Genomic DNA, 12,944 nt, shown 5'->3' on the forward strand with positions numbered 1-12,944 from the left:
GCGTGACCCGGATGAGCGACAACGGCCCCAAACAAAGAAGGAAAACGAGCTTGACCCAAACGCCCAATTAGAGAAGCCGACATTGGATTTGAGCGGCAGAGGTCGGTGATGCGGACAAACCCGCCTTTTGCCAGCGCAACCAATGCTTGCGCAAAAAATGCTCGCACTTGCAGTTGCGAAATTTCGGCGACGCAGCGAATTTCTCGGTTGCGGTCATTCGAATTGGAAGAAACCGGCAAAATACATACCGCCCTTTCGCTGCAGGCGGGAGCGACTATCGAGACCCGCAACACTGCAGGTCGTCTTCCCCAGATCAACGCCGGAACTGTGATCACCGTCGGAGTGCTCCTTTCCCTCCGCTGTTTCCATGAAAATAGCCGCGTTCTTGGTGGGAAGGCAGCTTATCCTATTATCCTGTTATGTCCGGTACTTTAGCGGCTCGCATCTGGCAATGCTTTGAACTTTCTTGCAGAGATGAGCGGATCCTATGCTAACATGATGCTATCTTTGACGTTGGGAATAGAATTTGTGCTTTCGTCACTCATCAATCTGCTAGAGATCGCACTGCTTGTCTGGCTTGGCGCTCTGTCTGTCGTCGTGACTTCGAAGTTGGTCAATGGAGACATCGCGACCGTTGGAATATTTCACTCGCAAGGCACAGAAGGCATTGACCCAGAGCGGGTCGGCTTGTTCATGGTGACACTAGGCATAGCCTTTTACTATGTAATCCACACGCTTCGGGTGCCGCTCTGTGATGTCAATATAGATGACTGTTCATTGATGATGCCCGATCTGCCGGAGGAGGCGCTTTACGTTTTTGGCGGCGGTCAAGGGGCGTATCTTGGCGGCAAAGTTATTAGAATAGGTAAGGGGATTTTTGGGAATGACAGATTTTTCGAGTGATTTCGCAAGCGAAACCGATCGCCGGATTGCAGAAGAACGTGCTATTCGCCGGCGCAATTATAGCGTTGGATTCATCTTGGCGTTCCTTATTTTGGTCAGTGGCGGAGCGATCTATGCCATAAACAAAGGCGCCCGCCCTTTTGACATCGCAGTCGTCGGTTTCGTGGCATTTTCGGCTGTGATTGTCGCCTTTGCAGCTGCGGTTCTGTGGCAGATCATCGACGGAAAGGTTGATCTCTTCGGCATCATTTCCGAACCGGATACGGTCGCCACGGTCAATAACCGACCCAAAGCAAGCCTGTCACGCTTCCAATTCCTTGTTTTCACTTTCGTGATTGCGGGGCTCTTTCTCATGCTGTCCATTGAGGCAGGTGGTTTTGTCAATATTCCAGATAATGTTTTGATTTTACTGGGCCTTTCCGGCGGCAGTTTTGTCGTTTCGAAATCCGTCTCGCAGCAGGCGGCAAAGAATGCCGCAATGAAGGTGGAAACACCCCCCGACCCTGTGGAACTGGCTGAACGGGCAGAACGGTTTGCAAAAGAAGCGGATGCTGCGGCAAAGGCGGCCCGCGAAGCTGCTGCGGCCCAAAGCAAGGAGCAATAGGATGGCCCGTCTATCATATGCTTGCCAGAGCGTTTGGCGATTGGGTACGGCAGCTTTGGGCCTCTTATTCACAACGCCAGTCTATGCGGATGACCCTTTGCCGGCATGTACACTACATGCCTCGACCGACGTGCAAAACTTTATGAACGGTGAGATAGGACTCCCGGTTTTCGATCATGGTTTGGTCACACACGAAAATCTCGCCGAGGTGTGTTTTGACCGGTTCTGCGCGCTTTACAACAACATTACGCGCACGCCGATCTGGGTGGCAGAGTTTATTGACGCAGATATAGCAAAGGAAAACTTCAAACGCGAAGAGGGAGAGGCTGACTGGAACCATCGCGAGTTCGATGAAAGCGAAAACATCAGGCCGGTCCCCGATAGCGCCTACACAAACAGTGGTTGGGCACGCGGTCATATGGCAGCTTCGGCGAACTTCTCCTGCCACACCGATTGGATGGGCCAGACTTTCACTTTTTCAAATGCAGTCCCGCAGTGGCAGGATGGATTCAACTCCGGCGTCTGGAGTTCACTAGAGAAAAGAGTCAAAAACTTGGCGTTGTCCGGCGAGAGGGTGTTTGTGTTTACTGGGCCCGTCTATCCGCCACGGGGTAAAGATAAGATCACAATCAGAGAGAGCGAGAACGGTTGCGACAACGAGATTGTGCTCGAACGGCAAAAAGCCAAAACCGCGATCTGCGATGAAAATGACGAAAATTTGTCGGCGGTCTGCCCTGCAGAAGGAGGGGTCGGTGTACCCGTGGGCCTATATAAAATCGTGCACCTTCCGGATGATGGCCGAACTTTTGCACACCTGATCTCGAATGTCAGTCACACACAGCGTAAAAAGGGGTATGTTTCGACCAATGACTATCTGCAAACCTGGCAGGTTTCGATCAATGTAATTGAGGAATTAACCGGCCTGAGTTTCTTCCCAACGCTTGATCTGCGCAGTGAGATTGTAAAAAAAGCTCATTGCACGCAACAGCGCTTTCGCTGAACCTGATAGTGTCAAAATGGCGTAATCTTTGTACCACACGATGCCGTACACGTGTGCCCAACGCCATCTAGTGCAAAGCAGGGAACCTCACAACCATTGAAATTAGCTAAAACTTACTTAAGGTTGTCCTTGGGGTGGCGTATAAAGCCAAAACGACTATTAGGAGAGATTTACTGTGAGCTTTTTACAGATCGCAAGTTGGAATATCGAACATTTGAGTGGCCATCAACGCGAGCAGCGCCGACAGAGTGCATTCGCCTTGGCTGATCATATCGAAATGGCGGGTATCGATATTCTAGTGCTGCAAGAAGTCTATGTGACTCCGAAAGAGGAGGAAGTGCGGCTCGTGGAAGGCAGTCCGCCAATCCCAAGCAAAGCGACTTCCGACCGACGTAATGGAGATCTCGACGTCGTTTGTTATCTGCTGGAGGAACATCTCGGAAATGAATGGCAATACCAAATTATTCCGAACCGGACGTCAGGTGATAAGAGCCAACTCTGTGCGGTAATGTGGGATGCCACTCGCGTCAAACTAGACGATATGCAACCTCTGCCCGTTTCGCATTTCGAAGATGGCGACAATCTTTGGGACCGAAAACCTCATGTCTGCAACTTTACTTCTGACATCAAAATTTGGCGCAAGGACGAGAACGGCGAATGGAAAATAGTACAGGAAGGTCGAAAACTTTCCGTCGTTCCTATTCATATGAAATCGAACTATGGTGGAGTCACTGAGAACCGTCGTAAGCGCGCCAAAGAAGCAATCACCCTGTGCAATGAGTTGGTGAAAGGCCTTCAGAACGGCGCGATCGATCCAACGCTGATCGTAATTGGCGACACGAACATACTAAACAATTCCGAACCCGCTATTGAGACTTTTGTTGATAGCGGGTTTATCGATCTGAATAATAATGACGGGGCAACCTATTGGAGCTCTCAATACGGTGAGGCACCATTCGACCGAGCCTTCGTCGCAAAGGATCGCCGGGAACTTCAATATACCCGACAATACATAATGCGGTCCTCCGACCTTCAGGCCCATGATCGGTTCCTGTCGGATCATTACATGATCAAGTTGAGCGTGAAGGACTATGTCGACGACATGGACCCGAGATAGTTAGTCGGCCAGCCAATGATTGGTGCGGATAATTACGATGATGGCTTGTTGCAACAACGACGAGGGCACCGTGAGTGCACGGGAATAACAAGCAGCTGTTGAATTACCAACTGCTCTGAACCGAACTGAGATCTACCTCATCAGCGACTGTATTCGCCAGTTCAAGTTGTAGAGCGCCAAGAGCAAGCCCTCCGGGAGGGGAACATGCATCACAGTATCCTGCAATACTGGCAGCACCTCGAGATGCTACCACCTGGGAACGCGGATCTTCCTCGGCCGCGTGTTTGCCGTTTGATGCTTGCCATGTTCGAGGGTTGGCGGACTCGGCAACCTTTTCCCGAATTCGGCTATTTTGGGCATATTCGCGATGTCGCCACGCTGGGCACTGATATCATGGCGCAGCCTCTCGAAATTCGTCGTGGCCACGCCATGGCGGAAACCCTGCGCAAGCTAGTTGATCCTGAATACCGTCACGACGGCTTTATGAAGGTTCACCCAGACGAACTGATCGTGGGCGCTATGCCTCCCTTTTCGGTTGGGCAAGGCAAAGAAGTCATGGAGTACTTTCAGGAAGGTGATGAGGGTGACGAGGCTCTTCGAAACGAGGTGGGTTTCCTTAACGCCTGGTCCAACTTTGGCCATATCTGCCCCGACCATGCAAAGGTAGTTAACGAGGGTATCGATGCGATTATCGCAGATTGCGCAGCTCGCGCCAAAAATGCCAAAGACGCGCGCCAGGTCGCGTTTTATGCAGGCGTGCAGATTGCATTAGAGGGTGTGCTCGATTTTGCCGAAGGCTATGCGGCTGAGTGCGAGCGCGAAGCTGATAAATGTGACGCGATCCTCAAAGGGCACCCGGATCACGCGCAGGTCGATATCCTTAAACAACGAATCGCGGGAATGCGGGATGCTGCAGATCGATTGCGCCGAGTACCTGCGAAGCCATGCAAAGGTTTCCTTGACGCCGTGCAGTGCATCTACCTGATGAACTGTGCCCTGCACTGGACCGGTGAACTCAGCTCGCTCGGGCGGCTCGACCAAATACTGCAGCCTTTTCTTGACACGGATGAGCTGAATGAAGCCGACGCTCAGGAGATCATTGACTGCCTTTGGGTGAAGCTCGATGAACGCGCGACACTCGACAATAGTCACGTCGCTGACCACTTCACTTCCGCAGATGGCGCGCTGATGGGCGTGGGTGGGCCGAGCAACTTTGACCAAGGCGCGCTGGTCAACCAGTGGATGCAGCAAGTGACCCTTGGCGGAGTGATCGCGGACGAAGCGCTGGAATCACGCGATGCTTGCAATGCGGTGACCCGGCTGTGCTTGAACTCTACACGCAAGCTGCCCTTTAATTGTCCGACAGTCGATTTGCGTGTGCACAAAGATATTCCCGCTGATATACTTGATCTCGCCGCTAGTGCGATCCTGAGCGGCGGCGCGCACCCGATCCTGATGAATGACGACAAAATCATTCCAGCACTTTATGAAACGCATGACGAGGTACGGCTGTCCGACGCGCGCGATTACGCCTGCGATGGCTGCTATGAGACGCATTTTGCGGGCAAGACCGAGTTCAGCTTTTACTACGTGTTCGGGATCGACAATCTAGAAAAAGCGCTCAACTCCGGCGCGGGGTTCGGTGGTTCCGGGGCAACCCATCTGCGCGGGACTAAGGCCAGCTGGCGAACGCCGCAGGCACGCGACATCAAGGACTTCGAAGACTTCTATTCAATATTCGAACACCATGTTGTTTTGAGCTCGCATCGTGGGGTTGCGGGTTTGCTCGCTGCTTACGGTGCGAAAGGGCGGGTCTGCCCTTCGCCGATCCTGTCTTCGATGATCAAGGGCTGTATCGAGAAGGGCCGCGATTTTTATGATGGCGGAGCACACTACCATGTGTTTGCACCGCTGATGACAGGGATCAGTACGGTTGCGGATTCGATGCATGTGATCCGCAAGTTGGTGTTCGATGAGGGAGTCATATCGCTCGAGGAGCTGGTCGCCTGTCTCCGGTCGGACTGGGGAAAGCGTCCGATAACGATCGGCAAACGGCCAACTGTCGAGAGGATCTCCGAAATTCGCGAAATGTGCCTTGTTCAGCAGAAATTCGGGCATGGCAATCGCGAGGTTGACGAACTCGCTTGGCGGGTAATCGACACGTTCTGTGACGCCAACCGCGAAGCTTTGGAGCATTCGGTCCACACGGCCGGGCTTGAACGATTGCAGGAGCAGTTCGGGAGCGCGGATAACCCGTTCATCATGGCAATCACGCCCGGTGTCGGCACGTTCGAGCAATATGCTTTTGGAGGGATGTTTGCCGGTGCGACCCCCGACGGTCGCAGTGCCGGCCAGCCAATTGCATCCGACCTTGCGGCATCGCCTTGGCCGCAGGATCTCGACCCACGCAACCCGGAGACAGGCGAGCCGTTGTTGCAGACCACATTTTCCGCTGCCCTGCCATCCTGGAACGACAAAGCCATTAACCGCCTCAGCGATGGCGCGCCCGCAGACATTAACATCCGTGAAGACTTCCCCCCAGACGAGCTGGCGTCGATCCTACGCAGGTTTGCTAAAGGCGAAGGCAGTAACATGATGACGGTCACGGTGGCAAACCATGAAACCTTGGAGGCGGCATCTGCGCGTCCGGACGATTTCGATTTGCTCCGGGTCCGCATGGGCGGTTGGACCGAGTTCTACAGCACGCTGTTCGACAACCATAAACAGCAACACCGTCGCAGACCGCTTTACTTGGCGGACGGAGGCGCAAAATGAGTGATAAACCTACCAATAAAATTGAACTTCCACTGCCAGTCAGCTTGTTCAACAAGAGCTTCCCCTATCAAGGCGGCATCATAGATCCGATGTGGCCCATGACCTACGACGACGCAATCGGAGTAGCCACCGAGTCGAAAGCAGAAGATCGCGACGTGCTCGAACAAATCATTGTTGGTTCGCGCGACGGCAGCGAGTACACGGTACGCGAACGCTATGCTGCGGAGTATTCTGGGAGGACCGCCCGGCAGGATTTTCTGACGATCCTGCGTGCCAATGTGCTGGCGGCAGATCGCGCGGAATTGCAGGCTTTGCTAATACTTCTCACTCAGTTCGCGGTTAAAGAGATCGAGAAAGGCCCTTCCGACGCGCATGTAGGCGTATTGGAAACGATCCCCAAGTCCTATCGCGTCACGGTGACCGTGGGTTTTGGAGCGAGCCTGTTCATCGATCAGGACGGGCAAGATCGTTATGGCCTCGCCGCTGCCAGACCTCAATGGCTCAAAACGATGCCGACATTCCCCGGGGATGCCGAAACTTTTGACACCGACAATCAGGCCAGTGACCTGATTTTGCTGATCTCGAGTGATCATCCTTATGTAAACACATCAATCGCGCGGTTTTTCAGCGAATACCTGAACCCGCGATTCAGCAATATACACCACGGCGCGAATCCCCGCCCCATGCTGCGCTTTTTCGATGTTGAACAGGGTTTTGGCCGCAAAGATAAACGCGAATTCCTGCGTTTCGACGATGGTATCCAGAACCTCCAAATGGATCGCAATGAGATGAAGCGGCTCGTTTTTGTCGAGGATATCGACGATGAGCCGGAATGGTGTCTGAACGGCAGCTACATGGTTTATCGCAAGATCACGGAGAACATGCCGCTTTGGGAAGGCCCGATGAAGGATCACCAGGAAGCGATGATCGGGCGCCACAGGGAGACCGGTAGACCACTTTCTCGCGAGAGCAGGGGCGCAGGCGGGCTGACGCCGGTTTTCGCGTCACACACCGATCCGAAGGATGGCGCGCTCAATTCACATATTCGCAAGGTGCAACCACGCCGCAATACCCCCGACCTTTTCGGGCTTAACGATCTTGAACGCCGCTTCTTGCGTCGGCCTTACCCGTTCTTCGATGGGATCGATGCGCAAGGTAGATCGAAAAACGGGCTGCATTTCGTCGCCTTCATGAAAAGCATCCAGCAGCAATTCGAGCATGTCACTAACATGTGGCAGATGAATACTGATTTCCCGGTGCCGGACACGGGGAAAGACGTGCTCTACGCAGCCGGCGTCCTGACCACGGTCGATGGCGGATACTATTTCTGCCCGCCGGGACTGCGGAGTAAAAATGACTATTTTGGTAGGGGTATGTTCGAATGAGCGATACGGCCTCGCGCGCCCGAGATTTCCTTGAGGACAACCCCGGAGGGGTGTTGCCCGCCAACGAGGTCGCAGCGCTGGCCGGTGGCCAGCACATAGACGATTTAATGCGAGAGATGATCTTGGTCGCGGCAGACTATGCGCAGCCCGAAGTCTCTGGCTACAAGGTCGGGGCGGTTGGCCTCGGCAGATCGGGTGCGCTCATCCTTGGCGCAAACTTTGAGTTTGCAGGGGCACCGCTCGCTCAGACGGTGCACGGTGAGCAATGCCTTGTTGCTAATGCCATCGGTGCAGGCGAAGTCGGTCTATCCAGAATCTCGATCAGCGCGCCGCCCTGTGGGCATTGCCGCCAGTTTCTGAATGAGCTTGACAGCGCCGAAACGCTCGAAATTGTTATTCCAGGTAGACCCGCGGTAACATTAGAAAGCTTCCTCCCCTACTCTTTTGGCCCGCGCGAACTGGGGGTGGAAGGCGGACTGATGAAGTTAGCGGACCACCAACTCGTCGCAACCAGCGCGCTATCAGACCTTGGAGCAGCGGCAACTACTGCCGCCAATGAGAGCTATGCCCCATATTCGAAGGCGCCAGCAGGACTGGCCGTCGAATTTGCCGACGGCGTTCGGTTCCGGGGGCAATACCTCGAAAATGCAGCCTTCAATCCGAGCCTCCCGCCGTTTCAGGCGACGATCGCACAGGTGATTATGTCGGGGCGCAAGGCAAGCGATATTGTCAGCTGGGCGAGCGCCCAGTTGCGCGCTTCGCCGGTCGATCACTTTGCATTCGGCAACAAATTTTTCTCGTGGTGCGCTCCCAATGCGCGCAGTGAAGCCATTGAACTAACAATAGGAGAAGCCTCATGAGCAAAGGTGCACGCGAAGATGGTAGCTGGACGTTCTATCTGTTCGATCTCGACGACAACACGTTGTTCCTGGACACGAAAGTTGCGCTGAGGAACACGGTGACCGGTAAAGAGAAACTGATCGGTACTCATGAATTCGCAGCGGTACGACAACAACTGGGTGAGCATGGATTCTGGCAGGACTATGAGATCTATGACGGAACCTACCGCTTTTTCCGAGATAGGGTCAGAAGCGGCGCTGACGACGATACCGAAGAGTATCTGGTTGCCGACATCAAGGAGGCATTGGCCAAAAAGGACCCCTCCGATTGGCAAGCTCCTTCGTGGTCGATGTTCGTTCACGCCTGCAACAACGGTCGCCCGCTGTCGATCATCACTGCGCGGGGCCATTCCGCCGAAACGATCAAGGTTGGAATACAGATTCTGCTGGCGGCAGGTTATATCGAAAAAGAGCCCAACTATCTTTCGATCTACGCGGTTTCGAATGACGCCTCTCGCGCGCAGATTCTCGCAAATATTCCGAACGATGATGAGCGCGAGGCTGTCGAGAAACTCAAAGATCCGACATCCATGCTCAAACGCTATGCGATTCACCAGACGGTTGAGAAGGGGCTAGAAGACTACGGGTCTGAACCGCCACACCGTTTTGGTATGTCTGATGACGATCCGGGCAATATCGATTTGATTGTCAAGGCCATGGCCGAGACCAAGGAGAAACATCCCGACAAGCGTTTCTTTGCGATTAACACGCATAGCGGACGCCATGTTAAATTGGAAGTTTATCCTATCGACTTTCCGGTAACACAGCAGAAATCGTCGATTGCGGGTTTTATCAATTGACGTTCAAGGTAAGTCGAGTTCAACGCTAGTACTGCCTGCTGTTCTTTCAAAGTATGAACGCGGGCAAAGAAAAATCAGAATGCGAAAACGGCGCTCACATGACCTGGGCGGTCATCCAGCGATTTCTGAAATCTTCGGTGGATTTTACACGCTACCTGAAATTGGGTCATGCTGAGGTTTTTTCTGGTTAACTCGATCCAGGCGAGAGTCACGAAAAACTCTTGTGCCCGCACAACACGGTTCTTCGTGGGTGCTACGAAGAACGACCGCACAGCACGATTGGGCTTATTCCCTAATAACGCTGGCAATCTCAGATCGCGACAATAGCCCGCCATGCCGAGAAAAGACGAAAACTCTGGCTCAGAGTACTGAAGGTTGGACAGCAGAGCAAAGGCACGGATTACTGACATCCCTATGGCCTAGTTTCAGGGCCGAGGTTAGTTGTTTCATGTTTCATGTTTCATGCGAATTGCGAACCGAAATCTCCTTAGCAATTGTCAACAACATGGCGAGTTGGTAGCGTGCGTTAGGGTCTATGTTTGGCTGTAGAATTACTCTTGACATTGCTTCAAGGGCATTTGGCTTTTTTGGGGGATACAATGATCAATGGCGGCAACGCATCTATATACGTAAAAAATATGGATAAATCTGTTATTTTTTACACTGAGGTTCTTGGGCTTAGATTGCGAAACCGTGTAGGCGAAACTTGGGCAGAGCTTGACGCAGGAAGCGGTCTAACGCTGGGGCTTCATCCTGCAAATCCACCCAAGACAGTAGCCGCTGGAGCGGTGGGTGCAATCAATGTAGAGTTGCGTGTGAGTGAACCCCTCGAAGCAGTAGTACAAACTCTAAGCGCACGTGGTGTCACTTTTAACGGACCCATCTTGGAGTATGATGCTGTTCGCATCGCATCGATGAACGATTTAGACCAGAACATCATTCTACTGGCTCAGGTTCTTATCGAGTAAGCTTACATTCTAAATCCTATTGTTCAAAACTGGAGATCAGCGGTGTTCTTGAAACCCTTACACGACAAGGGGCCTTGTAGAATGCCAATGCGGAAATGTAAAATTTTCGCTGCATAGCTCATGAACGGCCGATTTTTCTGGACCCTGTAACACGAGTTTTTGTGCGTCCGCAGAAAAATGCGCGCTGCGAGCACTCGCAGCATAAAAAACGAACTCACAGGATGGGCTCGCTGCCGACATCCGACGGTTTTGGTCGGTTGACGGGTGCAGCCCAAAGGAGACACGATTGGTCGTCCACCCATCTTACCGACTCGCCAATGCCTGCGGCAGCAGAGCCGACTTTCGCTGCCAGTGAACACCAATGCATGCTGGTTTATGTAGCTCTTGTACCTAGGTGCAAAATCACCGTGGCAACTACAAGCTTTTTTGTCTAGGCTCTGACATTATTGATGACACACCCTCAACTTGTTCCAATCCGGAAGAATAAAGATGACTGAAGAAGCACTTCTCGATACGGACATTAATGAGGACTTGGACGATCTTGAGCACGTCGACAACTGGGCGGACGGCGCAGCGCTATGGTCGACTGACTGGACAGCCGAGACTGTGCTATCTCAGCTTAACAGAGGCAACATTGACCTTAATCCTTCTTTTCAGAGGCGTTCCGCTTGGTCGGAGAATAAGCAGAGCTTGTTCGTAGAATCCTTGATTCTTGGACTTCCTATTCCGCAGCTTATTTTGGCGGAGGACAAGCGTAAGAAGGGTTCTTATATAGTGATTGATGGGAAGCAACGGCTTCTCGCAATTCGCAGATTTGCATCAGAAGGGGATGAAAGCGGCTTCAAACCGCTAAAGCTTAAGGGCTTGAAAGAACGAAACGACCTTAACAAAAAAATGTACAAAAGCCTTCTGGATGATGAAGGTCTTTCCGAGGATCTCGCTGCATTTCAAAATGCCAGCATTCGAACGATCGTCATTCGAAACTGGAAAAGTGAAACGTATCTTTGGGAGGTTTTCCTTCGGATCAATACAGGTAGCGTTCAACTCTCCCCCCAAGAACTGCGCCAGGCCCTGCATCCCGGTCCCTTTTCGAACTTCGTAGACGATACTTCTGCCGAATCCATCGGCTTGCGGGCAGCGTTGAAGCTCAAAGAGCCAGACTTCCGGATGAGGGATGCAGAAGTACTTCTAAGATATTTAGCATACAAAAATTCTGCTTCGGAATACGCTGGAAATCTGAAGCTATTTCTTGACGATACAACTCGACGGTTCAATGAGTCTTGGGCACAGAGTCAACTGATGCTGGAGGAACAAGTCCAAGCCATGGAAGACGCTTTTTCCTTTACTGAAGAGGTTTTTGGAGCCGAGAATTACCTTCGGAAATGGAATGGTGAACAGTTTGAGCCACGGAAGAACCGAGCGGTTTTTGACATAATGTTGCATTTCTTTGGAGACCCGCAATTGCGTGCCGCATTGGGCGGAAAGAGTTGTGAGATTGTCACCGAGTTCAAACGTTTATGCGATCAAGACCCAGATTTCTTGGCTTCTATCGAACGGACAACCAAAACCAACGAAGCGAACGACAACCGATTCAACAAGTGGGCCAAAGCACTTTCCCAGATTTCTGGATTGAACGTGCCGACCATTGATTTCGGAGTATGACTTGCCTTCAAGAGAATACGGAACGCTCAGGAAGAATGTTGGTAACCTTAGAGGCCAGTTCCTCAATTTTCAGAAACGATTGGATGGAAGTTACTCGGTCCACGAGCTAACCCAATGCCGAGCATTCATTACGTTCTGCCATGCGGAAGTGGAAATCTACCTTGAAACCGTGGCGAGCAAAATTGTTACTGCTGCAGAGAGGCATTGGCATCGGCACGGGCGTGTGACCAATGCAGTTGCTGCGATGCTGGCGTACCGGTCTCAAAAACAACTAAGTCTACCCGACAATCCTACTGAGCAAGGACGCAAGAGCAAATTCGAAACTCTTGTTGGTAATGCTATCTCTGCTCAACGGTCAGCCATAAAGGGCAATCATGGAATTATGCCCAAGAACATATCTGAGTTGTACCTTCCAATTGGAATGACTCCCAATCAGTTCGATGAAGCGCTATTGATACAGTTGAAAAACCTTGGGAAACGGCGGGGTGACCATGTTCACCAAAATTCCCAAGTATCTTTGCCAAAGGTACGCGATCCATTTGATGACGAATTGCAGGACATAGAGTTCCTTGTCGATGAAATTGAAGCGTTCGATCTTTTGGCTTCGGGCCTAAAGTGAGCGTTGGGAATACGTGCGCCGCGAAGGGCAGGAACGCGGGCAACGACTACAGCATCTTGACCGATTGCCCAACAGCGGGAATGGGACGTCAGCGCTAAGCGGCCGATCCACATTTTGCAACTTTGCAAAGCCCGCTTTCTGCGCATTGCTGTCTTTTGAACAGGCTGCAACAAAGGCTCAGCCCCCCTCCACACTACCTCGCCATCCCCTTG

Annotated in this window: 12 protein-coding genes; 11 read left to right on the plus strand and 1 reads right to left on the minus strand. The window is 52.3% G+C overall.

The window, feature by feature from the left end:
- Window positions 1-335, minus strand: a 335-nt coding sequence (locus Q1A20_RS25325) for a hypothetical protein (protein WP_299919494.1), incomplete at its 3' end; no start/stop codon positions are given.
- 121 nt (window positions 336-456) lie between these two features.
- On the opposite strand from Q1A20_RS25325, the gene Q1A20_RS25330 reads away from it, so the two are divergent.
- The 11 genes from Q1A20_RS25330 (at window position 457) to Q1A20_RS25380 (ending at window position 12,732) form a co-directional block, all read left to right on the plus strand.
- On the plus strand, window positions 457-903 hold the full coding sequence (locus tag Q1A20_RS25330; protein WP_299919496.1) for a hypothetical protein: 447 nt from the start codon (window positions 457-459) through the stop codon (window positions 901-903).
- A complete protein-coding gene (locus Q1A20_RS25335) occupies window positions 884-1,507 on the plus strand; it encodes a hypothetical protein (RefSeq protein WP_299410546.1) in 624 nt (207 codons plus the stop codon). Before Q1A20_RS25330 ends, Q1A20_RS25335 begins: the two co-directional genes overlap by 20 nt.
- A 1-nt stretch (window position 1,508) precedes the next feature.
- The gene (locus Q1A20_RS25340; RefSeq protein ID WP_299410544.1) at window positions 1,509-2,507 is read left to right on the plus strand and encodes a DNA/RNA non-specific endonuclease; all 999 of its coding nucleotides are present in this window, start codon (window positions 1,509-1,511) and stop codon (window positions 2,505-2,507) included.
- 175 nt (window positions 2,508-2,682) lie between these two features.
- Window positions 2,683-3,624, plus strand: a complete 942-nt coding sequence (locus Q1A20_RS25345; RefSeq protein ID WP_299410543.1) for a hypothetical protein — start codon at window positions 2,683-2,685, stop codon at window positions 3,622-3,624.
- 204 nt (window positions 3,625-3,828) lie between these two features.
- The gene (locus tag Q1A20_RS25350) at window positions 3,829-6,399 is read left to right on the plus strand and encodes a pyruvate formate lyase family protein (RefSeq protein ID WP_299410541.1); all 2,571 of its coding nucleotides are present in this window, start codon (window positions 3,829-3,831) and stop codon (window positions 6,397-6,399) included.
- On the plus strand, window positions 6,396-7,784 hold the full coding sequence (locus tag Q1A20_RS25355; protein ID WP_299410540.1) for a Dyp-type peroxidase: 1,389 nt from the start codon (window positions 6,396-6,398) through the stop codon (window positions 7,782-7,784). The genes Q1A20_RS25350 and Q1A20_RS25355 overlap by 4 nt, the downstream gene beginning before the upstream one ends.
- Window positions 7,781-8,644, plus strand: a complete 864-nt coding sequence (cdd, locus tag Q1A20_RS25360; RefSeq protein WP_299410538.1) for a cytidine deaminase — start codon at window positions 7,781-7,783, stop codon at window positions 8,642-8,644. The genes Q1A20_RS25355 and cdd overlap by 4 nt, the downstream gene beginning before the upstream one ends.
- Window positions 8,641-9,483 (plus strand): hypothetical protein, encoded by an 843-nt coding sequence (locus tag Q1A20_RS25365; protein ID WP_299410536.1) that lies wholly within the window; start codon window positions 8,641-8,643, stop codon window positions 9,481-9,483. Before cdd ends, Q1A20_RS25365 begins: the two co-directional genes overlap by 4 nt.
- 539 nt (window positions 9,484-10,022) lie before the next feature.
- Window positions 10,023-10,451, plus strand: coding sequence for a VOC family protein (locus tag Q1A20_RS25370; protein WP_299919502.1), 429 nt, complete (start codon window positions 10,023-10,025; stop codon window positions 10,449-10,451).
- A gap of 489 nt (window positions 10,452-10,940) precedes the next feature.
- Window positions 10,941-12,113: a DUF262 domain-containing protein gene (locus Q1A20_RS25375; RefSeq protein WP_299919504.1), complete on the plus strand. Its 1,173-nt coding sequence runs from the start codon at window positions 10,941-10,943 to the stop codon at window positions 12,111-12,113.
- Window position 12,114: 1 nt separating this feature from the next.
- A complete protein-coding gene (locus Q1A20_RS25380; protein WP_299919507.1) occupies window positions 12,115-12,732 on the plus strand; it encodes a HEPN domain-containing protein in 618 nt (205 codons plus the stop codon).
- The last annotated feature ends 212 nt before the right edge of the window (window positions 12,733-12,944 follow it).

It is taken from the genome of uncultured Roseobacter sp. (genome assembly GCF_947501835.1).
Lineage (GTDB): Bacteria > Pseudomonadota > Alphaproteobacteria > Rhodobacterales > Rhodobacteraceae > Roseobacter.